The following is a 19,527-nucleotide window of genomic DNA, read 5'->3' as shown; positions in this document are numbered from 1 at the left end:
CTCATTCGTTGGCGGTGGCGAGCGCGGCGAGCAGCACGACTGGCAACAGCACGCTCCAGAAGCCCGCGCCGTGATACGCGAAGCCGCCAAGGATGGCGCCGACGGCGAAGGCCGCCAGTGCAGGCAACATTTTGCGCAGCCGCGTTCTGGCGGCCTTGTCGTCGCCGCAGTTGCCGCTGGCGAGTTCCACCATGTCGATCACGATCTGCGTGGTGTTGCCGGTCATGATGGTGGTCGGGGCGAGGTCGGCGAGCACCAGCCGTCCGATGGCGTTCTGAATCGCCAGCGCGGCGACGCCGAACATGCCGGAGAGAATGGCGAGCGGCGCGTCGGCCGAGAGAATCGGCTGCGCAGCCATGCCGATGATCATGAACCCCAGCAGCAGCAACGTCTGCAAGATCAGCAACAGCCGGAGCGGACGACGGTCGGTGTTCGCAAAGCCCTGCACGATGAGCTTGACCATCGCGACGAAAATGACGAACACCGGCAAAGCGAGCAACTTGGCGAGCACGCCGACGTGGGTGCTGGCGACCAGTTGCACACCGATCATCACGAAGTTGCCGGTCACGTGCGCCGTGAAGAGGCCGAACAGCGCGATGAAGCCGACCACGTCGATATAACCGGCGACAAACGCGAGTGTCATGCCGATGGCGGTGGGTTTGGAAAATTGGCTCACCCAACTGCGGGCGAGCGTGGCGGCCTCGGTCGGCGTGGGGATGTGGCGGGGAGTACCCATGACGGCTCCTGTGTCGGCATGCGTGGCAGATGGCGTCCCGTGCAGCGTGCAGGGGTGGCCTCGATACTTGCGTGCCCGAAGGGGGCGTCTGTCCGGCCCCGGACGCTGATGAAGCATATCACCGGCCTGCTACGCCGGACGCCACTTCGACCCGCTATACTGCCTCACACCGTCGGTCCGGCGCGACCGTCCGAACGTCTTATTGCATCGCGTGGCCTCGGTTGCATTGTCCACATCGCCGACATGAACGTCACCGGCCACGCGGCCCACATCGACAGGAGATTTTCATGAAGACCAGTGCCCGCAACCAATTCAACGGCAAAGTGATTTCGCTGCAACGCGGTGCAGTGAACGACGAAGTCACGCTGCGCACGGACGCGGGGCAGGAGATCGTTGCCGTCATCACGCATGAGAGCACGGTGAATCTGGGTCTGAAGGAAGGGAGTGACGCGGTGGCGCTGATCAAGGCTTCGTCGGTGATCGTGATGGTCGATGCCGACGCGAGCAAGGTCTCCACGCGCAACGTGATCACCGGCAAGGTCTCGCGCGTCGAGACGGGCGCAGTGAACAGCGAAGTTGAAATTGTGGCCGACAGCGGTGCGATCATTGCCGCCATCGTGACGAACGAAAGCGTGAAGCGTCTGGGCCTGACGGCCGGTCGCGCTGCCGCCGCGCTGGTCAAGGCGTCGAGCGTGATTCTGGCCGTCGCCTGAGTTACTTAGTTCTGAAGAACTGCCTGAACGTAAGGCGATGTCATTCATGCACGGTCTCACACTGACGCCTTCGCATGCACGCCCCGAGGCGGTGTTGTTCGCCTCGCTCCTCGCGGCCAATGCTACGCCCGAGCGCCTTGCGCGTCTCGGGCTGTCGGGGGCGGCGCTGGCGACGTTGCTGCGTCGTCACTTTCTTCCTGCGTCCGACACTTGGCAGATGCTTGCCTCGACATTACCGACGCCCGCGTGGACGTCGCATGCCATCTTCGTCGTCGAGATGAAGGAGGTGTTGCGCCGTCGCGCCGATCCGATGCTGCATCCGGTCGACGCGGCCGACATGGCGACGATCCTCGCCACGGCGTGTCTGCGGCCCGACCATCTCTGGCGCGATCTGGGCCTGACGGGGCGCGACGACGTCACCGCGCTGCTGTCACACTTCTTCCCGACGTTGGTCGCCGAGAATACGGCGAATCTGCGATGGAAGCGATTCCTCGCCGAAGCTTGCGCGCACGCCTACGGACGACCACCCGCACCCGCGCCGGGTTGCCCCGGCTGTGAGGCCTATGGCGAGTGCTACGCGCACTTGCGCCAGACCATCACCCCGATCGATACGGACTCGACGCGTCGTTGACACCGACACCTTATTGGCCGATCTCTCGCCCCGGCATCGGACTGCGGTGCGTCGCGAGACGCTCATGAAACATATCGGTCACAAGCACCATGACGTCCTGTGCCATGCCGCCCATGCGCACACTCGACGTTTGGATGGCTTGCTCATCGGTCTTTCCGCTCCCGACCAGCGCTTCGCGCCACGCCTTCTCGACCAGGATGCCGAGTGCGTGGGATTCGTCGCAGCTCGCGCCATTGCGGTTCATGCCGACGAACTCCAACGCTTCGACGAGCGTAGGTGAGCTTTCCAAGTAAGTTTTTTTGGTACTGAGGTCATGGAAGACAACGTCGTCTTCTTCCACGCTTGCCCGAGGCGGACGCAGCAGGTGGCCGGTTTCCATTTCAACGCGCATGAACGCCGACAGTAGCGACTCGTCGCCGTGATGCGTCCTCAGCAAAATCTGCGCCATGTCGTCGACGTTCAGCGGCTTCTCTCCGCGTGCGGACCAGTCCGGAGCGGCGAGCACGACGCAGTCGCCGATCATGAAATACGGATCGCCGCTATCGCCCGCACACCACTTCAACTGATCCCTGTGTTCCGGTTCGATACAACGCAACAGATCGAGAAATGCGTCGATTTGCGCGCTGGACGACGGGGTGGTGGCCAGCGTGTGAATCGCGGTCATCGCAGTGACCTTGTTCGTGCCGAAGAACCAATCCTTGATGCGCTCCCACAAGCTGGTCAATGCGTAGTCGACGCCGGTTTTCGTGCATATCGTGACGGTCTCGGCATCGAGACTGTGCGGGATATTGCCAATCAGATTTATCGGCGAATTCGTTGCTGAAACGGTCATTGCAAACACTTCCTTCGTTGTTACGTGAATTCTTCATCTGACGGTGATGTCGATCAGGCAGCGCGATTGAATGGGTTGACGTGCAGGTTGAGTGACAGGGCGGTCCGCTTCAGATGCTCGCGATCGTGGAACATATCGGTCACCAGACACATCAGGTTCTCGGCATTGCGCGACATCACGGCGGCCTTGTCGTCGTCCTCACCGCCAAGCGCCTGTTCGACGGCTAGCCGGAGTTGGTAGGCAAGCTCCCCGTCGTCGTCATTTCGATGCAGGCCGATGAGTTCCAGTGCGTCGACAAGCGACGGTGAGCGTCCCAGAAACCACTGTTGTGCGTCGAGCATTCGATCTGCGTTCACTTCGGCCTTTGCCTCAGGGAGCCCTTCCTCGCGCGCCGCTTCGACAATGCGACAGAGACCGACCTCGCGCAGCGTCTCCAGCACCGGCATTCCCTTGTATCGAAGCGACAGCAGCAGCTTTGCCATATCGGTCACGCTCGGCGGCGGCTCCGAGGGCACCTGAGACGCCCAGTCGACCTTCGATGGGACGACGTACCCGCCGATCTGGAAGGCGGGGCGTTCTTGTTCGCCGATGAGCCACGCCAACTGCTGACGATGTTCGGGCTCGACGTAGCGAAGCAGCTCGAGATACGACGTCTGCATCACAGCGGTCGTTTCGGCGTTCAGCATCCGATACAGCGCCAGTTTTGCGTCCACGCGATGCGTGCCGAAAAACCAGTCCTTGATGCGTCCCCAGAGGCTTTCCAGGTCCTTCTCGGTGCGCGCGTTCGTGCACTCATCGATGTTCTTCGCGCTGAGGCTGGACGCGGAGTCGCCGCAGAGTAAGAGTACGGGCGAGGACGAGTTCGTGATCATGGCGATGATTCCTTTGCAATGCGTTTCCAATCTTGAGGCCGCTGGGTTGCGCTATTTACACAGTGACTGCTTAGTAGCGATCCTTGAGCGTCGTCGCGAGCTTGCATAGCTGCTCGGCATTACGGCCGATCTCGCTGCTCACGGGTATGCGGGTACCGTTGATCTCGATCATCAGCGCGTTGATCGCGGCCCTTACGCGCGCACTGAGGCCAGGAATTTCGTCGTCCCGATGCAGGCGCATGATTTGCAGGGCGTCGAGCAGCGTCGGCATGGCGCTCAGCTGCCGCTGGCATCTCCCGAGCGTCACGGCACAATGCGGTGCATTCGTCAGATCGTATAGCGGCAGTCCGAAGTGGTCGCCTCCCGTGAGCACATGATGGCCGTCGAACCGAAGGCTGAGCAGCAGATGGCAACTGTCTTCGAAGTCCATCCACGTGGTGTGCTTCATGTAGTCGACGACGTCGTGCGCGGGCGAGAAGACAGGATCGCCGACCTGGAAACCGATGACTTCGTGACTTGAGATATGCCATTGCAGGCGGTGCATATCCTCGGGGGCGACGTAGCGCAGCAGTGCGGCGAATGCGCCGACCTGCTCGTCCATGGTTTTCGGGTGTGCCAGTCGAAACAGCGCGCGTTGTGCAGCTTCCTTGTGCGTGCCCAGGAAGAAGTCCTTGACCTGGCCCCAGGCGCTCATGAGTGCCTTCTCGCTTTCGGCGTCCCTGCACGTCTGGATCGTCTCCTCGCTCAATGCGCACGCGAAGTGGCCGGAGAGCGTTGGCGGAAGAGAAAGAGGGGCGGAAGGCGTCGAACTCGCCATGCGATGAAATCCTTGTGTCGTGATGGGGGGGGCGAGTCGTCGTTGCGCCGCTGCCCCGGGCCATTAATTTTGCGCAAATGTCCGGGTGGCGAATTCCAGAAATCGCCCGGTGCGCGGCAAGAAAATTCCTGCGCTGATAGCATGTGCTTTTGCCCGCATTTCCCCCTTACCCGCGCATTGCGCAATGGGTCATCTCCCGAGGAGTTCCCCGATGTCCATCACCCTCTATCGCGCCACGATTCCCGTTTATCTCCGTGGCCTGACCGTCATGGCCGACTACATCAAGAAGGCGCGCGCGCATTGCGAAGCGACGTCGACCGACCCGGATTCGATTCTCAAGGCGAAGCTCGCGCCGGACATGCTCGACTTCGTCGCGCAGGTGCAGCGCGTGAGCGATACGGCAAAGTTCGCGGTGTCGCGCATCACGGGCGTCGAGTCGCCAAAGTTCGAAGATACGGAGACGACGTTCGATCAATTGCGGGACCGCATCGCCAATACCGAGGCATACATTGCGGGCATTCTCGAAGACCGTTTCGACGGGGCGGAGTCGCGCCCGGTCACGCTGAAGTTCAAGACGCAGCAGACCACGATGGACGCCGTCGACTATCTGTTCAAGTTCGCGCTGCCGAACTTCTATTTCCACGTGACGACGACGCACGACCTGCTGCGTGCGCAAGGTGTGGAAGTGGGCAAGATGGACTATCTGGGACCGTTCGAGATGCAGCCGGTCTGAGGTCTTGACGACGCGCGCCGCGTTGCTGGCGTGCGCGTGCAGGAAGCGAGCGCGCCGACGAGGAAAAGTGTCGGCGCGCTCGTTTTCGTTTGGGTGACGGCTGGCAGTTCAGTGCGTGGCGATCGGCAGATACATGCGAATGTCGTCGCAGAAGTCGTTGCCTACGCGCATGGCGTCGGGCTCGCGGCCGATCTCCACGAAGCCGAAAGACTGGTAGAGCGTAAGCGCTGCACGATTGTCGGCGTTCACCTGAAGGGTGAGATGGCGCAGCCCGGGCTGTGAGCGTGCGAGGGCAAGGGCCGCGTCGAGGAGCGCTCGGCCAACGCCGCGCCCGACGGCGTCCGTATGGACGTACATGCCCCAAAGGAAGCCGACGTGCGCGAAGTTCGCACGTGTCTGGCGTCCCAGGCCGACCACGCCCACAAGCCGCTCGTTTTCGAACGCACCGAAAACGCCCGTGTCCGGGCGCACTGTCAGCCACTCGCGCACCCGTTCGACCGGCCAGTCCTTTTCTTCGGCATAGCTCGATCCGAACGCCTCCGGATGCGCCTGCAAACCGGAAAGACGCAATGCCTGAAACGCGAGTGCGTCGGCGGGAACGAGCCGACGCACCTGAACCGACGACCCTGTCTTCATGGCAGGCGCGGCTCCATCATTGCCAGCACCGTACGTGCGGCCTCTTCCGATGAGGCGGGGTTCTGCCCGGTGACGAGGCGTCCGTCGCCGACAACATGGGATTCCCAGTTGCCACCTTTCTCGTATAGCCCGCCCAGCCGCTTGAGTTCGTCTTCCACGAGGAACGGCACGACGTCGGTGAGGCCGACGGCGGCCTCTTCGTCGTTGGTGAATCCGGTGACGTGCCGTCCGCGTACGAGCGGTTCGCCGTTCGCCGCGCGCACCTGACGCAGCACGCCCGGCGCATGACACACAAAGCCGATGGCTTTGCCTGCGCGCTCGAAGGCTTCGATCAGATGAATGGAGTGAGGGTCTTGCGCGAGGTCCCAGAGCGGGCCGTGGCCGCCGGGGTAGAAGACGGCATCGTAGTCGTCGGCGTTGACGTCGGCGAGTTTGAGCGTGCTGGCGAGCGCCTTCTGTGCGTCGGGGTCTTCGCGAAAGCGCCGGGTGGCTTCCGTTTGCGCGTCCGGCTCGTCGCTCTTGGGATCGAGTGGCGGCTGGCCACCGGCCGGCGAGGCGAGCGTGACGGCGAGTCCTTCGTCGATGAATACGTAGTACGGCGAGGCGAATTCTTCGAGCCAGAAGCCGGTCTTCTTGCCCGTGTCGCCCAGGCGGTCGTGCGACGTCAGAACCATCAGGATGTTCATGAAACGTCTCCCTGTCGAATCGGCCATGCGAATCATTCTACCCGTCATGTATGATCGACGAAACCGGCCATAACGGCACCATAACGGCGATGAGCGCCTCGAACCTTGGAGCGAGACATGCAGTTGATCGGAATGTTGGATTCGCCGTACGTGCGTCGTACGGCCATTTGCCTGAAGTTGCTTGGGCTGCCCTTCGAACACCGTTCGTTGTCGGTGTTCAGCACCTTCGACGCGTTCGCGGCGATCAATCCGGTCGTCAAAGCACCGACGCTCGTGACCGACGACGGCACGGTGCTCATGGACTCGACCCTCATCCTCCAGTATCTGGAATCGCTGGTCGATCCGGCGCAGCGGCTGGTGCCGGTCGATCCTGCTGAGCGTGTGCGGGCGTTGCGTCTGACGGGACTTGCGCTGGCGGCCTGCGAGAAGTCGGTGCAACTGGTGTACGAGCGCGAACTGCGTCCGAGCGAGAAGCGGCATACGCCGTGGACAGACCGGGTGCGCACGCAAGTGCATGCGGCGTTTCATGAACTGGAACTGGAGTTGGCGCAGGTGCCCATCCTGGCCACGCCGGAACAGATTGGCGAGCATGGCGTGGCAGTAGCCGTGGCGTGGCGTTTCCATCAGTTGCTGCTGCCGGAAGTCGACTTCGGCGCGGAGTTTCCCGAGATTGCCAACTTCTCGGCGCAGGCCGAGGCGCTGCCCGCGTTTCGCGAGACGCCGCCGATCTGACGTATTGGGGAGGGGGTGAAGCGGGGGAGTAGAGACGGGATAAAGACAGGCCGGACGGCATCACCGTCCGGCATTGCGATCTACGTCAGCTCTTCAGGCGATAGCCCGTCTTGAACATCCACGCGACGACGGCAAGGAAGATCGCAAGGAACAAGAGCGTCATGCCAAGACTCACGGCGACGCTCACATCCGCCAGTCCGTAAAAACTCCAGCGGAAACCGCTGATGAGATACACGACCGGGTTGAACAGCGTGACGGCGCGCCAGAACGGCGGCAGGATGCTCGTCGAGTAGAAGCTGCCGCCAAGGAACGTGAGCGGCGTGATGATGAGCAACGGCACGAGTTGCAGCTTCTCGAAGCCATCGGCCCAGATGCCGATGATGAAACCGAGCAGACTGAACGTGACCGCGGTGAGCACGAGGAAGAAGATCATCCAGATCGGATGCTCGATGCGCAGCGGCACGAACAACGCGGCCGTGCCCAGCATGATGACCCCGAGAATGATCGACTTGGTCGCCGCCGCACCCACGTACGCGCACACGATCTCCATGTAGGACACCGGTGCGGAGAGCACCTCGTAGATCGTGCCGGTAAAGCGTGGGAAATAGATGCCGAACGAGGCGTTCGTCACACTCTGCGTGAGCAGCGAGAGCATGATCAGGCCCGGCACGATGAACGCACCGTACGGCACGCCTTCGATTTCCGGAATACGCGAGCCGATCGCTGCACCGAACACTACAAAGTACAGTGAGGTCGAGATGACCGGCGAGATGATGCTCTGCATCAACGTGCGACGCGTGCGTGCCATCTCGAAGTTGTAGATCGCCTTCATGGCGTAGAAATTCATGGCGCGGCTCATCCTTCTTTCCTGTGCACGAGCGAGACGAAGATGTCTTCGAGCGAGCTTTGCGTCGTGTGCAGATCCTTCACCGATATGCCCGCGCGCTCCATGTCGCGCAGCAGCGAGGCGATGGACGTCTGCTCGATATTGGCGTCGTACGTGAACACGAGTTCGGTGCCGTTGTTGCCGAGCGTGAGGCCGTACGCGGCGAGCGCGTCGGGAATGACGGAGACCGGCTCGGTCAGTTGCAACGCGAGCTGCTTGCTGCCCATGTGCCGCATCAGTTCGGTCTTCTCTTGCACGAGCGTAATCTGCCCGCCGGTGATGATGCCCACGCGGTCGGCCATTTCCTCGGCCTCTTCGATGTAGTGCGTGGTCAGGATCACGGTCACGCCGGTCTCGCGCAGCGACTGCACGAGACGCCACATGTCGCGGCGCAGTTCGACGTCCACCCCCGCAGTCGGCTCGTCGAGGAACAGCACACGCGGCTCGTGCGAGAGCGCCTTGGCGATCAGCACGCGTCGTTTCATGCCGCCCGAGAGCTGCATGATGCGGCTGTCCTTCTTCTCCCATAGCGAGAGCGAGCGCAACACCTTCTCGATGTGCGCCGGATTCGCGGGCTTGCCGAACAGGCCGCGCGAGAAGGAGACGGTGGCCCACACCGATTCGAACGAGTCGGTGGTCAGCTCCTGCGGGACAAGGCCGATGGCTTCACGCGCCGCACGGTAGTCCGTGACGATGTCGTGACCGTCGACCGTCACCGTGCCCGAGGTCGGACGCACGATGCCGCAGATGGTGCTGATAAGGGTCGTTTTGCCGGCGCCGTTCGGGCCGAGCAGGGCGAAGATCTCGCCGCGCTGGATTTCCAGGTTGATGTTCTTGAGCGCCTGGAAACCTGTCGCGTACGTCTTCGACAGATTCTGGATAGAGATCACGGATGGCATGGCGGCGACGATAGCACAGGCGTGAGGAACTTGTCGGACACGAACCGGCGGAAAGCCGAGGAAAAAAAAATGCTCGCCGCCCAATGGCGGGCGACGAGCATCGATGCGTGTCTGTCTGCGTGCCGGGAGATTCGGCATAGGCGAAGGATCAGCCCTTCGGCATTTCCTTGGGGACGATCACCATCCAGTTCATGCCGAAACGATCCTTGACCATGCCGAACGTTTTCGCGAAGAACGTCTCGCCGAGCGGCATGTTGACCGAACCGCCGTCAGCCAGCGCGTGGAACGCCTTTTCGGCAGCGCCGACTTCCGTGAAATCGACCGACAGCGAGAAGCCGTCGAACTTTGGCTTGCCGCTCACCATGCCGTCCGAAGCCATCACCATCGATTCGCCGATGAAGAACTCGCCGTGCATGATCTTGTTGTCGCTGCCCGGCGGCAGCATGCCTTCGGGGCACTTTTCCGGACTTTCGCCATAACGCATCAGCATGCCGCGCCGTGCGCCCAGCGTCTTCTCGTAGAAATCAATGGCTTCTTCACAACGACCTTCGAAAAACAGATAGGAATGAACTTGCATGGAACGCTCCTCGATGTGTCGGTAATAAAGGGCGTGGGGACGCCCCGTTGGGGAAGTGTCATTGGGCGAACGTCTTCGGTACCTCATCAACCATAGTCCCTTCGCATTTAATGCGCGAATGTGACGAAGCCGGTGCCGTCTGACGCACTGCAACTTGCCTTTGTGGACAGTGTACACAAACAATAGCAGACATAATGGACACTGTCCACAAGGGGTAGCAATGACAGAACAAGAAACAACGACCGGGCCGGCGCGGGCGACCTACCGCCACGGCGACCTGCGTCGGGCGTTGCTGGAAGCGGGGATCGCGCTGGCGCGCGATGGCGGGCCGGACGCGGTGATCCTACGTGAAGCGACGCGTCGCGCCGGGGTCGTTCCCAATGCCGCTTACCGGCATTTCGCCAATCGTCAGGATTTGCTCGATGCGGTGCGCGCGGCGGCACTGGCCGAGCTGGCGACGGGGATCGAACATGAGCAGGCGATGATCGACGCCGCATCGATGCCGGACGGCGTGTCGCGCTCGCGCGCCGTGCTTCGCGCGGTGGGCATCGGTTATCTGCATTTCGCGCGTCGGCAGCCGGGGTTGTTTCGCACGGCGTTTGCGCCGTCCGAGAACGTGCGCTCGGCGGGCGGGCCGGAGAAGGCGGGCGCGAGCGGTCTGAATCCGTTTGAGCTGTTGGGCGCGGCGCTAGACGGCATGCTGGCGGCGGGCGTCATCGACGCGGCGCAGCGGCCCGGCGCGGAGTATCTGGCCTGGGCGGCGGTGCATGGCCTCGCTGTGCTCGTCATCGACGGTCCGCTCCGGGACTTGCCCGACGATGAGGTCGGCGCGCTCGGGCAGCGGCTCGTCGCGATGGTGGAGAAGGGGCTGTAGCGCCCCTGAATGGGCCGCGCTACAGACGCGGCGTCAGCAGCTCCGCAAGCCAGTTCATGAAGGCTTGCGCACGACGTGGCAGGTGACGCCGGTTCGCATACAGCAGCGAGACGGCCAGCGGTTCCGCCTGAAATTCCTGCATCACCTCCTGCAACTTGCCCTCGGCGATGAGGCCGCGCACGCCGCCTTCGGGCGCTTGTATGAAGCCGAGTCCGGCGACGCAGGCGGCCTGATAGGCATCGGCGTTGTTCACCGTCAGCACGCCTTCCATAGGCCATTGCGCATAGTGTTCGCCGTCGAAATACTCCCAGCCCGCCGGACGCGTGCCCAGTGTGGTCGTGTAATGGATCAGACGGTGCTGGCTCAGGTCGTCCAGCGTCGTCGGCACGCCGTGCCGTTCGAGATATGCAGGACTTGCCACATTGATCTGACGCATATGACCCAACGGCCGCGCGATGAGCGTGGAGTCGGCGACCGCGCCCACGCGCAGCACGCAATCGAACCCTTCGCGCACCAGATCCACTCGCCGGTCGGTGCTCGACAACTCCACGCGTAGCGCCGGATGCTGCGCGAGAAACGTGGGCAATGCCGGGATGACGGTCGTGCGGGCGAGCGTCGCGGGCAGATCGACCCGTAGACGGCCGGTGAGCGCTTCGTCGCGCGCCACGAACATCGTTTCCCACTCTTCGACGTCGGCAAGCAAGTCCTTGCATCGTTCGAGACACGCCTGACCGTCCTGCGTCAGTTGTACGCGCCGCGTGGTTCGATGCAACAGGCGCGTGCCCAGCTTCGTTTCGAGTTGCTTGATGGCGTTGGAGACGCTCGCGCGCGGCAGGCCGAGACTGTCGGCGGCCTGCGTGAAACTGCCGGTTTCGGTAACGCGCACGAAGATGCGCATGGCGTCGAGCTGATGCATGGGGGCGAGGGGCCAATCGTCTCGACGGACGATCGATTGTTATTTGAATTTGATCAGTGTAATCAAATTCGTCCGGTTTATTGGTGAAATTCGTTGCAATAGGATGTTGAACAGTTCAACGCGGTGTGGCCGGGCGGCCTCGCCGGATCCCCTTCAGCATTCAGGAGAATCACCATGACGCACAAGATCGCTCTCATTACCGGTGGCAGCCGTGGTCTGGGCCGTGCATCGGCCATCGCCGCAGCACAACACGGCATCGACGTCATCCTCACTTATCGCAGTCAGCGCGCCGAGGCCGACGCCGTCGTCGCCGAGATCGTCAAACTGGGTGCGAAGGCCGTGGCCTTGCCGCTCGACGTTTCGGAATCTTCGCAGTTCGCGCCCTTCGCCGCAGAGCTCAAGCGTGTGCTGAACGAGGTCTGGAAGCGCGACACGTTCGACTTCCTCGTGAACAACGCCGGTACGGGCTTGCACAAGCCGGTGACCGAGACGACGGAAGACGAGTTCGACTTCCTCGTGCGGCTGCATCTGAAGGGCCCGTTCTTCCTCACGCAGACGTTGCTACCGATGATGGCCGATGGCGGTCGCATCCTCAACGTGTCGAGCGGGCTTGCTCGCTTCACGTTCCCGGGCGCGTCGGCATACGCGATGATGAAGGGCGGTATCGAAGTGTTCTCGCGCTATCTGGCGAAGGAGCTGGGCGCGCGTGGCATTCGTGCCAACACGCTTGCGCCGGGGGCCATCGCCACCGACTTCAACGGCGGCACCGTGCGCGACAACGAGGCCGTGCATCAGATGGTCGCAGGCACCACTGCGTTGGGACGTGTGGGCGAAGCCGACGACATCGGTGGTGTCGTGGCGGCGCTGCTCGGCGACGAAATGGGCTGGATCAACGGGCAGCGCGTCGAAGCGTCGGGCGGGATGATGCTCTAAGGGGCGCGAAGCGGCACAACAACGTCGCTTAGACGAAAGACAGACGGCTCAGTGAGCCGGGCGGCGCGAGCGCATCGAACCGGACCAGGCGACGGCACCGACGATGCACACGCCGCCAATCGCCATCTTGAGTGTGGGTGACGTGCCGAACAGCACCCACGCGAACGCAATCGCGTAGACAGGTTCGAGCGCAATCACGACCGCCGCCTGACTCGCCTTGACGGTACGCAGCGCGTGAATGAAGAGGGTGTAAGCCAGCGCGGTGCAGACGACGCCCAGACACGCGAGCCATCCCCATTGCGCGGCGGGAAGTGTCAGGGACTCGCGCCATGCAAATGGCCCGAGCACGATCAGAATGCCCAGGCATTGCCACCAGCTTGCCTGCAACGGCGAGGCCTGCGCGCCCAGCACCCGGTTCGAGAGGGCAATGACGGCGTAGATCGCGCCGGACAGCACACCCCACGCAAGGCCGACCGTCGCACCGGCCTGCCAGTCGAACGCGGGCGTCACCAGCGCGAGACCGATACAAACGAGCGCAATCACCCCGGCGTCCCCCAACGTGGGACGTTCACGGCGCAGTGGCCATTCCAGCAGAATCACGAACGCCGGGAAGCAGGCGAAACCGAGTGTGCCGACGGCCACGCCGCCCGCTTTGATGGCGAGGAAGAAGGCCAGCCAGTGCACGGCCAGCAGCACGCCCGCGACGATGAGGCGGGCGCTGGATGCTATCGACAGGCCGCGCCACGGCGCACCGCCGGAAAGACGCGCGGCGCTACGCATACCGGCAAGTCCGGCGAGCGCGATGACGGTGAGGGCGAGCCACGAGAACAGTCCGCGTCCGAAGACGATCATCGTGCTGCTCGCGGCGATGTGTTCGCCGAACAGGGCGGACGCGCCGAAGAGCATGGCCGCCACGTGCAGTGCAATCTGCTGGCTGGCGCCACCCTGCGGCGCGGCGCTCAGCGCGCCGGTCGGTGGGGACGAAGTCTCGGAAGTGGCCTCAGGCATCGCCCGAGGCGTCTGGCGGCTGGGGCACTGGCACGGCCGTGGTGTACATCACTTGCTTGAGCGCGAAGCTCGAACGAATGTTGCGGATACCCGGAATGCGGGAGATGCGGTCGGTAATCAGCGACTCGTAAGCGGCCATGTCGCTGACCATCACGCGCAGGAGGTAGTCGGCGTCGCCGGACATCAGGTAACACTCCATGACGTTCGGCAGCGCGGTCACGGCGGCTTCGAAGGCATCCAATCCGTCACGATTCTGGTTTTCCAGCGTGACGTGGATGAAGACGTTGATGTGCAGCCCGAGGCGCGACGGGTCGAGCAGCGTCACACGCTGCCGGATATAACCCGCGGCTTCGAGCGCCTTGACGCGCGCCAGACAGGGCGACGGCGACAGGTTCACGCGCGAAGCGAGTTCAACGTTGGTGAGGCGGGCGTCGGCTTGCAGCTCCCGCAGAATCTTCAAATCAATGGCGTCGAGTTCCATACCACTCTACGCACGTGCCCCGGATGGGGGCCGGCGTTCCGTTCAATTAGCCGCTCGGTAGGCGACAGTGCCGCGATATTAGCCTATTTGTCGACGTTGCCGGGGCTCACGTGACTCGCGATGCGTGCGTTGCCCATCTTGGACGCGACCGGCATGGTAAGGAACGGAAATGTTGTATTTCGGTGTTGTCGTTGCCGCCTGACGACAACATTTGTTGACGCTGGGCGGTGGTTTGTTAATATCCCGAACCTGTGAATGAGAACGTTAACGATTCTCATTAAAAATATATTGTTTAGTCACACGGGATTTCAAGCATGTCTTCCGCTCCGGCTCACCGGGTCAGCCGCGTTTTGCGCGCGAATGGCCGCCTCGCTGCACGTCATCTTTCTCTGGCTCCCCGTAGTACTGTCGCACCGCTCGCGCTCGCCACATTGCTGACGTTTGCCGCTTCGTCGGCGTTCGCTCAGTCGGCTACCGACGCTACCGACACCACGAATACCGGGGCCGCGCCCGCCACGCTCAAGGCGACGACGGTGACCGACTCGACGTTGCGCGAAACGCCGCAGAACCTGAAGCAGTCGGTGCAGGCCGGTGCGCTCGGCTCGCGCAGCCAGCTCGATACGCCGTTCTCCACGACGGTCGTGAGTCAGGAGCAACTTGAGAAGCGTCAGGCGACCAAGCTCGGCGACGTCTTCGTCACGGACGCCTCAGTGACCGACGGCAGCAACGCCTTCGACGCATGGGCCGGGTACATCTATGTGCGCGGCATGCCCATCGACTGGCAATCGGGCTTCAAGCTCGACGGCATGCCGGTCATGACCTACGGCGTGACCATGCCGTACGAACAGTTCGACCGCGTGGAGTTGCTCAAAGGCCTGTCCGGCTTCATGTACGGTTTCGTCGCGCCGGGCGGCGTGGTGAACTACGTCACGAAGAAGCCGACGGATGAGCGTATCGCGAGCATCGACGTCGGTTTTCAGTCGGAAGGCATCTGGCGTGAGCACGTCGACCTTGGCGGGCGCGCCGGTCCGAACGACATGTTCGGCGCGCGTCTGAATTACACGCACGAAGAAGGCCGCACGTACACCGACGGCAATCTGAACCGCGACACGGTGTCGGTCGCCCTCGACGCACGCATCACGCCCGATCTCACGTGGAACTTCGGCGCGATGTATCAGGACCGTCGCGCGACGGGCACGTCGCCGTCGCTCTCGACGTACAACTTCACGGGCAACCAGTTGCCTGCGCCGATCAATGTGTCCAACGCGAACCTGCAAACGCAGGCGACGCACCTGAACACGATCACGCAGTTCTACACGACAGGCCTGCAATACCAGCTCAATCCGGACTGGAAGGTCTCGGCCAACTTCGCCTACAACAAGTCGACGCGCGACCGTAACGAAGCCACCCTCTACCTCCTGAACGGTGCCGGTAACTTCAGCGGCATGAACGACCTCGGCGACGAAGTGAACACGTTCCACGCGTGGCAGGTGACGGCCGAAGGCCGCGTCCGCACCGGCCCGCTGACACATCAACTGACGTTCGGCTACGCTTCGCAATATCAGACGAACGATTACGCCTACACGTACAGCCCGAGCTACACGGGCAACCTGTATCAGGGCACGTCGTATCAGTTCTACGGCAATGGCACGCCGCTTCAGGCGCAACGCTCCAGCGCCATCGAGCAGAAGTCCGTCTTCGCGTCGGATACCGTGCAGATCACGGATCGCTTTTCGGTGCTGGCCGGTGGCCGCTTCACGAACTACGACCAGACGAATGCGCAGGGCGCGTCGACGTACTCGACCAACGGCGTCTTCACGCCGACCCTCGCCGCGATGTACAAGCTCACGCAGAACACCACGGCCTACGCCAGCTATGTGGAAGCGCTCGAAGCGGGTGAAGTGGTCGGTTCGACCTACGCCAACGCGGGCGCGGTGCTCAACCCGTTCAAGAGCCGTCAGTACGAAGTCGGCGTGAAGACGGAGCAGGCGACGTGGAGTACCACGGCGGCGCTGTTCCGCATCGAACGTGGCGCCGTGTACACGAACAGCGCGAACGCCCGTGTGGCCGACGGTCAGTCGATCTATCAGGGGATCGAACTCGCTGGCTCCGTGAAGCTCGGCCCGCAGTGGACGCTGGGTGCCAGCGCCATGGCCCTCGACGCCTGGTACGCACGCACGGCCGGTGGCTTCGATGGCAACCGTGTCGGTGGCGCACCGCGCTTCGTGCTCTCGGGCAACGTCGAATACAAGGTGCCGTACGTGCCGGGCCTGTCGGTCGGCGGCGATATCCGCTACAACGGCCGCACGACGCTCAACCCGCAGAATTCGCTGACGGTCTCCGGCTACACGCTGATTAACATCGGCGCGACGTACCGCACCCGCGTCGCCGGTAAGGACGTGACGCTGCGCGCGGCCGTAAGCAACCTCACCAACCGCAAGTACTGGGAGTACCAGTACGACAACTACATCAAGCCCGCCGACCCGCGCATGGTCAGCCTGAATGCCAAGATCGATTTCTGATCGACGCTGAGTGTCTTGATGTGACGAACTTCATGTGACGAAAATCAGCGGCCTGCGGGTCGCTGTTTTTCATTGGGCGGCAGATGCTCGTTGGCGTAGGGCTATCGCCGTCATCGAAACAATCAACCGATGTCCCCGAAGAAAGCGCTTGACTGTCTATCTACTAGTAGATAAAGTTCGTCACATGAACCGCACAACGACATCGCCTGCTGCACCGACCGTCCGGGAACAACTGCTCGATCATGCGCAGACGTTTCTGATGACGCGGGGCTACAACGGCTTTAGCTACCGCGATCTGGCGGAGCGTGTCGGGGTGAAGACGTCGAGCATTCACTACTACTTTCCGGCCAAGGAAGATCTGGTGCTCGAAGCGATCAAGGCGTACGACGGTTTCATCAGCGAAGGACTGGCGGCGATCGACGAGACGCTGCCCGCACCGGAAAAGCTGGCGTTGTATGCGAAGGGTTTTGGACGAATCATCGAAGACGGCCACCGGATTTGCCTGTGCGGCATGCTGGCGGCAGACATCGAAACGCTGCCGGAGACGGTACGCGAAGCGGTGCAGCGGTTCTTCGCGTTTCACGAAGCATGGCTGGCGCGGGTGCTGACACAGGGCACGCAAGCGGGCTCACTGACGTTGACGTCCTCGCCAGAAGCAACGGCCCGCGCGCTGTTCGCCGGGTTTCAGGGCAGTGTGATGGCGTCGCGGTTGTTTCGGGCGCCGTCCAGGCTGGAGGATGTGGTCGCGTCGGTATGTGGCGTGGCCTGAAAGGCTGAAAACGCGCCGCAAACTACTGCGGTGCAGCAGGATCAAGACGGGAGACATCTCCCGCTTATTTGGGTTTGATTATCTATCTAGTGATAGATAGATATAATGAGGTGCGAGAAACGGGACGAGCGAAGCGGTGAGGTTGCTGCGACGTTCACAGAAGGTGTCCCGTGGGTGCATTAAGATGACCGCTTGGCTGCAAGGCACCGCGTTGTGCTGTGTCGGGTCAGGAAGGTCGAAGTTTGGAAGTGAAATTTTTCTACTTACCAGGAGTTCGTCATGTCGATCGAAAAAGTGCTGTACACCGCCCATGCCACCGCCACCGGAGGCCGTGATGGCCGCGCCACGTCGTCGGACGGTGTGCTCGACGTCAAGCTGGTCGTGCCCAAGGAAATGGGTGGCCCCGGCGTTGGCGGCACGAACCCGGAGCAACTGTTCGCCGCTGGTTACTCGGCTTGCTTCCTGGGCGCGCTGAAGTTCGTCGCGGGCAAGGAAAAGGTGGCGCTGCCCGCTGACACGAAGATCGACGGTAGCGTCGGTATCGGTCAGATCCCGACCGGCTTTGGCATTCAGGCCGAACTGAAGATCAGCGTGCCGGGCGTCGACCGCGCCGTCGTCGAAGGCCTCGTGCAAAAGGCACACATCGTGTGCCCGTACTCGAATGCCACACGCGGCAACATCGACGTGACGCTGACGATCGTTTAATCGTCTCCGTCCACGTACGTCGGATGTGAAAAGAGCAGCCCTCGGGCTGCTCTTTCGCTTTCTGCCGCCTGCAATCCTGTGCGGCGCCGCGTTACTTCGTCTTCACTTCGACCTTGATGCCGTCCGGCAGCACGGTGATCGCCCCCGGCTCGACGTCGCGTCCGCCGTACTTCAACTGCTCCGGCTTGAACGTGTAAATCGGGTATTGATTGAGGACCTGCTGCGCGACGTTGCCGCCGATGGCCGTGAGTTGCTGACCGTAGGCGGGCGGCATACCGTTCACGTCGACGCGCTCGACGCTCGGGTTGTCGAGCAGCACCGCGCGTCTGACCGGGTCGTACTTCAGCGCACTGGAGATCGCGAGTACGCCTTTGAGTGGCTGACCTTGCAGCAGCACGTTCTGCACCTGCGCATCGACTTGCGTGTTGATGCGGTTGGCCTGCGGGTTGAAGCCGATTTGCGGATGCGTCAGCTCGACGGCGAGCAACTGACCGTAGTTCAGCGTCGTCGGAAAACGTTTGTCGACGGCGGCCTCGATGTCCTTGCGCGTCATCGTGTATTCGCCGGTCCAGATGTTGTAGGCGGCATCGGCTGGGCGCATGAACGGCGTGAGCGTCAGACCGAGCAACCCGCCGATGGCGAGACGCAGGGTGTCGCGGCGCGACAGGGAAGATGTGTCGTCGAGACGCAGTGTGTGCGCGATCGTTTGGGTGCGGCGTGAGCGTTGCGAAGTCATGTCACTGGGCCCGGCAAGCGGGCGTGCTTGAATCGTCGATGGTCGTGTGACCCGCATGACGTGGAATCGTTCTGAATGCCGCGTTGATCTGCGCAATCGACGTTGGAAACACGATTCCACATTTCCCGTTGCGGGGCAGCCACAAACGTTGCCGCAACGAGGCGCGTCTCAATAGTGCGGCGGGATTTCGTGACGCGGATTACCGTCGCCGCCGCCACTCTGACCTTGGGACTGCATCTGCTGATAAAGCGCCTTGAGCTGCTTTTGCAGCAGGTCGATTTGCTGCTCCTGACGCGTCACGATCTCGTTGAGCGTCTCCAGCAGGTCTTCCTGAAACGCTGCCTTGACTTCGAGTTCGACGACGCGGGCTTCCAACGATTCCATGAGCTTCTCCGGTGAACGCGGCATTGTAGGCCATTGAACGATCCACACGTCCGCGCTGCAACGTGGGACGTGTGTGGCGAGACGTTTCACGAACGTGCCGGGCATAATCGCAACATGAAAACCTTTCTGCTTTATGTCGTCACGGCGGTGGCGGAAATCGTCGGCTGCTACTTGCCCTGGTTGTGGCTCAAACAGGATCGCAGCGCGTGGCTGCTGGTGCCAGGCGCTGCGGCGCTTGCGCTGTTCGCGTGGTTGCTCACGTTGCATCCGGCGGCCGCCGGACGCGTCTACGCCGCGTATGGCGGCGTGTACATCAGTGTCGCCATTGTGTGGTTGTGGCTTGTCGACGGTGTACGTCCGACGTCATGGGACGTCGCGGGTGTCGTCGTGGCGCTGGCAGGCATGAGTCTGATTGCGTTTCAGCCGCGCTGACGTTGTACCCGCAGCAA

At 62.4% G+C, this 19,527-nt stretch carries 24 protein-coding genes; 10 read left to right on the top strand and 14 right to left on the bottom strand.

Annotated features, from left to right (window positions below):
* Nucleotide 1: 1 nt before the first annotated feature.
* Complete coding sequence (locus NTU39_RS19140; RefSeq protein ID WP_150666039.1) at nucleotides 2-736, bottom strand: YoaK family protein; 735 nt, start codon at nucleotides 734-736, stop codon at nucleotides 2-4.
* A 287-nt stretch (nucleotides 737-1,023) separates the two neighbouring features.
* Here NTU39_RS19140 and NTU39_RS19135 point away from each other — a divergent pair, with 287 nt between their 5' ends.
* Both NTU39_RS19135 and NTU39_RS19130 read left to right on the top strand, forming a co-directional pair.
* The gene (locus NTU39_RS19135) at nucleotides 1,024-1,449 is read left to right on the top strand and encodes a TOBE domain-containing protein (RefSeq protein WP_257958307.1); all 426 of its coding nucleotides are present in this window, start codon (nucleotides 1,024-1,026) and stop codon (nucleotides 1,447-1,449) included.
* A gap of 46 nt (nucleotides 1,450-1,495) precedes the next feature.
* Complete coding sequence (locus tag NTU39_RS19130) at nucleotides 1,496-2,080, top strand: nitrogen fixation protein NifQ (protein ID WP_246184713.1); 585 nt, start codon at nucleotides 1,496-1,498, stop codon at nucleotides 2,078-2,080.
* Nucleotides 2,081-2,090: 10 nt separating this feature from the next.
* Here NTU39_RS19130 and NTU39_RS19125 read toward each other — a convergent pair whose 3' ends face one another.
* The 3 genes from NTU39_RS19125 to NTU39_RS19115 form a co-directional block, all read right to left on the bottom strand.
* A complete protein-coding gene (locus tag NTU39_RS19125) occupies nucleotides 2,091-2,912 on the bottom strand; it encodes a hypothetical protein (protein WP_257958306.1) in 822 nt (273 codons plus the stop codon).
* A 53-nt stretch (nucleotides 2,913-2,965) separates the two neighbouring features.
* Nucleotides 2,966-3,784, bottom strand: a complete 819-nt coding sequence (locus NTU39_RS19120) for a hypothetical protein (protein WP_150666043.1) — start codon at nucleotides 3,782-3,784, stop codon at nucleotides 2,966-2,968.
* 70 nt (nucleotides 3,785-3,854) lie between these two features.
* Nucleotides 3,855-4,478, bottom strand: coding sequence for a hypothetical protein (locus tag NTU39_RS19115; protein ID WP_257958305.1), 624 nt, complete (start codon nucleotides 4,476-4,478; stop codon nucleotides 3,855-3,857).
* A 334-nt stretch (nucleotides 4,479-4,812) separates the two neighbouring features.
* Between NTU39_RS19115 and NTU39_RS19110 the strand changes: the two genes are divergently transcribed.
* A complete protein-coding gene (locus tag NTU39_RS19110; protein ID WP_150666045.1) occupies nucleotides 4,813-5,334 on the top strand; it encodes a DUF1993 domain-containing protein in 522 nt (173 codons plus the stop codon).
* A 108-nt stretch (nucleotides 5,335-5,442) separates the two neighbouring features.
* Here the strand turns inward: NTU39_RS19110 and NTU39_RS19105 are convergent, their stop codons facing one another.
* Nucleotides 5,443-5,970: a GNAT family N-acetyltransferase gene (locus NTU39_RS19105; protein WP_257958304.1), complete on the bottom strand. Its 528-nt coding sequence runs from the start codon at nucleotides 5,968-5,970 to the stop codon at nucleotides 5,443-5,445.
* Complete coding sequence (locus tag NTU39_RS19100; protein WP_150666047.1) at nucleotides 5,967-6,656, bottom strand: type 1 glutamine amidotransferase domain-containing protein; 690 nt, start codon at nucleotides 6,654-6,656, stop codon at nucleotides 5,967-5,969. Before NTU39_RS19100 ends, NTU39_RS19105 begins: the two co-directional genes overlap by 4 nt.
* Before the next feature lie 117 nt (nucleotides 6,657-6,773).
* On the opposite strand from NTU39_RS19100, the gene NTU39_RS19095 reads away from it, so the two are divergent.
* The gene (locus NTU39_RS19095) at nucleotides 6,774-7,388 is read left to right on the top strand and encodes a glutathione S-transferase family protein (protein WP_150666048.1); all 615 of its coding nucleotides are present in this window, start codon (nucleotides 6,774-6,776) and stop codon (nucleotides 7,386-7,388) included.
* A gap of 85 nt (nucleotides 7,389-7,473) precedes the next feature.
* On the opposite strand, the gene NTU39_RS19090 is transcribed toward NTU39_RS19095, so the two are convergent.
* The 3 genes from NTU39_RS19090 to NTU39_RS19080 form a co-directional block, all read right to left on the bottom strand.
* Nucleotides 7,474-8,235, bottom strand: coding sequence for an ABC transporter permease (locus tag NTU39_RS19090; protein ID WP_039402551.1), 762 nt, complete (start codon nucleotides 8,233-8,235; stop codon nucleotides 7,474-7,476).
* A gap of 8 nt (nucleotides 8,236-8,243) precedes the next feature.
* Nucleotides 8,244-9,173, bottom strand: a complete 930-nt coding sequence (locus NTU39_RS19085; RefSeq protein ID WP_150666049.1) for an ABC transporter ATP-binding protein — start codon at nucleotides 9,171-9,173, stop codon at nucleotides 8,244-8,246.
* Between the two features lie 148 nt (nucleotides 9,174-9,321).
* Nucleotides 9,322-9,750 carry a VOC family protein gene (locus NTU39_RS19080; protein ID WP_150666050.1) on the bottom strand — a complete coding sequence of 143 codons (429 nt, stop codon included), beginning with the start codon at nucleotides 9,748-9,750 and terminating at the stop codon, nucleotides 9,322-9,324.
* 220 nt (nucleotides 9,751-9,970) lie between these two features.
* Here NTU39_RS19080 and NTU39_RS19075 point away from each other — a divergent pair, with 220 nt between their 5' ends.
* Nucleotides 9,971-10,624, top strand: coding sequence for a TetR/AcrR family transcriptional regulator (locus NTU39_RS19075; protein ID WP_257958303.1), 654 nt, complete (start codon nucleotides 9,971-9,973; stop codon nucleotides 10,622-10,624).
* 19 nt (nucleotides 10,625-10,643) lie between these two features.
* On the opposite strand, the gene NTU39_RS19070 is transcribed toward NTU39_RS19075, so the two are convergent.
* Nucleotides 10,644-11,540 (bottom strand): LysR family transcriptional regulator, encoded by an 897-nt coding sequence (locus tag NTU39_RS19070; RefSeq protein ID WP_257958302.1) that lies wholly within the window; start codon nucleotides 11,538-11,540, stop codon nucleotides 10,644-10,646.
* A gap of 174 nt (nucleotides 11,541-11,714) precedes the next feature.
* Here NTU39_RS19070 and NTU39_RS19065 point away from each other — a divergent pair, with 174 nt between their 5' ends.
* Nucleotides 11,715-12,473 (top strand): SDR family NAD(P)-dependent oxidoreductase, encoded by a 759-nt coding sequence (locus NTU39_RS19065; RefSeq protein WP_257958301.1) that lies wholly within the window; start codon nucleotides 11,715-11,717, stop codon nucleotides 12,471-12,473.
* A gap of 48 nt (nucleotides 12,474-12,521) precedes the next feature.
* Here the strand turns inward: NTU39_RS19065 and NTU39_RS19060 are convergent, their stop codons facing one another.
* Complete coding sequence (locus NTU39_RS19060) at nucleotides 12,522-13,481, bottom strand: DMT family transporter (RefSeq protein WP_257958300.1); 960 nt, start codon at nucleotides 13,479-13,481, stop codon at nucleotides 12,522-12,524.
* Nucleotides 13,474-13,962 carry an Lrp/AsnC family transcriptional regulator gene (locus NTU39_RS19055; protein ID WP_039396891.1) on the bottom strand — a complete coding sequence of 163 codons (489 nt, stop codon included), beginning with the start codon at nucleotides 13,960-13,962 and terminating at the stop codon, nucleotides 13,474-13,476. The genes NTU39_RS19060 and NTU39_RS19055 overlap by 8 nt, the downstream gene beginning before the upstream one ends.
* A 314-nt stretch (nucleotides 13,963-14,276) precedes the next feature.
* Between NTU39_RS19055 and NTU39_RS19050 the strand changes: the two genes are divergently transcribed.
* From NTU39_RS19050 to NTU39_RS19040, 3 genes are all read left to right on the top strand, one after another.
* Nucleotides 14,277-16,484, top strand: coding sequence for a TonB-dependent siderophore receptor (locus NTU39_RS19050; protein ID WP_150666055.1), 2,208 nt, complete (start codon nucleotides 14,277-14,279; stop codon nucleotides 16,482-16,484).
* A gap of 184 nt (nucleotides 16,485-16,668) precedes the next feature.
* The gene (locus NTU39_RS19045) at nucleotides 16,669-17,253 is read left to right on the top strand and encodes a TetR/AcrR family transcriptional regulator (protein WP_150577102.1); all 585 of its coding nucleotides are present in this window, start codon (nucleotides 16,669-16,671) and stop codon (nucleotides 17,251-17,253) included.
* A 279-nt stretch (nucleotides 17,254-17,532) separates the two neighbouring features.
* On the top strand, nucleotides 17,533-17,958 hold the full coding sequence (locus NTU39_RS19040) for an organic hydroperoxide resistance protein (RefSeq protein WP_150666056.1): 426 nt from the start codon (nucleotides 17,533-17,535) through the stop codon (nucleotides 17,956-17,958).
* 91 nt (nucleotides 17,959-18,049) lie between these two features.
* Here NTU39_RS19040 and NTU39_RS19035 read toward each other — a convergent pair whose 3' ends face one another.
* Both NTU39_RS19035 and NTU39_RS19030 read right to left on the bottom strand, forming a co-directional pair.
* Nucleotides 18,050-18,694, bottom strand: coding sequence for a DUF1439 domain-containing protein (locus NTU39_RS19035; RefSeq protein ID WP_257958299.1), 645 nt, complete (start codon nucleotides 18,692-18,694; stop codon nucleotides 18,050-18,052).
* A gap of 168 nt (nucleotides 18,695-18,862) precedes the next feature.
* Entirely contained in the window at nucleotides 18,863-19,078 is a 216-nt protein-coding gene (locus NTU39_RS19030) for a SlyX family protein (RefSeq protein WP_370855767.1), read from the bottom strand.
* A 114-nt stretch (nucleotides 19,079-19,192) separates the two neighbouring features.
* On the opposite strand from NTU39_RS19030, the gene NTU39_RS19025 reads away from it, so the two are divergent.
* The gene (locus tag NTU39_RS19025; protein WP_150666058.1) at nucleotides 19,193-19,510 is read left to right on the top strand and encodes a YnfA family protein; all 318 of its coding nucleotides are present in this window, start codon (nucleotides 19,193-19,195) and stop codon (nucleotides 19,508-19,510) included.
* Nucleotides 19,511-19,527 lie beyond the last annotated feature (17 nt).

Source organism: Pandoraea commovens, assembly GCF_024704525.1.
In the GTDB taxonomy this organism is placed as follows: domain Bacteria; phylum Pseudomonadota; class Gammaproteobacteria; order Burkholderiales; family Burkholderiaceae; genus Pandoraea; species Pandoraea commovens.
Note: the sequence above shows the minus strand (reverse complement) of the source record. Positions and strands in the feature narration are given on the sequence as shown.

Coding starts and splice junctions, on each gene's coding strand:
- NTU39_RS19140 (WP_150666039.1), bottom strand. CDS start 736: ATGGGTACTCCCCGCCACATCCCCACGCCGACCGAGGCCGCCACGCTC.
- NTU39_RS19135 (WP_257958307.1), top strand. CDS start 1,024: ATGAAGACCAGTGCCCGCAACCAATTCAACGGCAAAGTGATTTCGCTG.
- NTU39_RS19130 (WP_246184713.1), top strand. CDS start 1,496: ATGCACGGTCTCACACTGACGCCTTCGCATGCACGCCCCGAGGCGGTG.
- NTU39_RS19125 (WP_257958306.1), bottom strand. CDS start 2,912: ATGACCGTTTCAGCAACGAATTCGCCGATAAATCTGATTGGCAATATC.
- NTU39_RS19120 (WP_150666043.1), bottom strand. CDS start 3,784: ATGATCACGAACTCGTCCTCGCCCGTACTCTTACTCTGCGGCGACTCC.
- NTU39_RS19115 (WP_257958305.1), bottom strand. CDS start 4,478: ATGAGCGCCTGGGGCCAGGTCAAGGACTTCTTCCTGGGCACGCACAAG.
- NTU39_RS19110 (WP_150666045.1), top strand. CDS start 4,813: ATGTCCATCACCCTCTATCGCGCCACGATTCCCGTTTATCTCCGTGGC.
- NTU39_RS19105 (WP_257958304.1), bottom strand. CDS start 5,970: ATGAAGACAGGGTCGTCGGTTCAGGTGCGTCGGCTCGTTCCCGCCGAC.
- NTU39_RS19100 (WP_150666047.1), bottom strand. CDS start 6,656: ATGAACATCCTGATGGTTCTGACGTCGCACGACCGCCTGGGCGACACG.
- NTU39_RS19095 (WP_150666048.1), top strand. CDS start 6,774: ATGCAGTTGATCGGAATGTTGGATTCGCCGTACGTGCGTCGTACGGCC.
- NTU39_RS19090 (WP_039402551.1), bottom strand. CDS start 8,235: ATGAATTTCTACGCCATGAAGGCGATCTACAACTTCGAGATGGCACGC.
- NTU39_RS19085 (WP_150666049.1), bottom strand. CDS start 9,173: ATGCCATCCGTGATCTCTATCCAGAATCTGTCGAAGACGTACGCGACA.
- NTU39_RS19080 (WP_150666050.1), bottom strand. CDS start 9,750: ATGCAAGTTCATTCCTATCTGTTTTTCGAAGGTCGTTGTGAAGAAGCC.
- NTU39_RS19075 (WP_257958303.1), top strand. CDS start 9,971: ATGACAGAACAAGAAACAACGACCGGGCCGGCGCGGGCGACCTACCGC.
- NTU39_RS19070 (WP_257958302.1), bottom strand. CDS start 11,540: ATGCATCAGCTCGACGCCATGCGCATCTTCGTGCGCGTTACCGAAACC.
- NTU39_RS19065 (WP_257958301.1), top strand. CDS start 11,715: ATGACGCACAAGATCGCTCTCATTACCGGTGGCAGCCGTGGTCTGGGC.
- NTU39_RS19060 (WP_257958300.1), bottom strand. CDS start 13,481: ATGCCTGAGGCCACTTCCGAGACTTCGTCCCCACCGACCGGCGCGCTG.
- NTU39_RS19055 (WP_039396891.1), bottom strand. CDS start 13,962: ATGGAACTCGACGCCATTGATTTGAAGATTCTGCGGGAGCTGCAAGCC.
- NTU39_RS19050 (WP_150666055.1), top strand. CDS start 14,277: ATGTCTTCCGCTCCGGCTCACCGGGTCAGCCGCGTTTTGCGCGCGAAT.
- NTU39_RS19045 (WP_150577102.1), top strand. CDS start 16,669: ATGAACCGCACAACGACATCGCCTGCTGCACCGACCGTCCGGGAACAA.
- NTU39_RS19040 (WP_150666056.1), top strand. CDS start 17,533: ATGTCGATCGAAAAAGTGCTGTACACCGCCCATGCCACCGCCACCGGA.
- NTU39_RS19035 (WP_257958299.1), bottom strand. CDS start 18,694: ATGACTTCGCAACGCTCACGCCGCACCCAAACGATCGCGCACACACTG.
- NTU39_RS19030 (WP_370855767.1), bottom strand. CDS start 19,078: ATGGAATCGTTGGAAGCCCGCGTCGTCGAACTCGAAGTCAAGGCAGCG.
- NTU39_RS19025 (WP_150666058.1), top strand. CDS start 19,193: ATGAAAACCTTTCTGCTTTATGTCGTCACGGCGGTGGCGGAAATCGTC.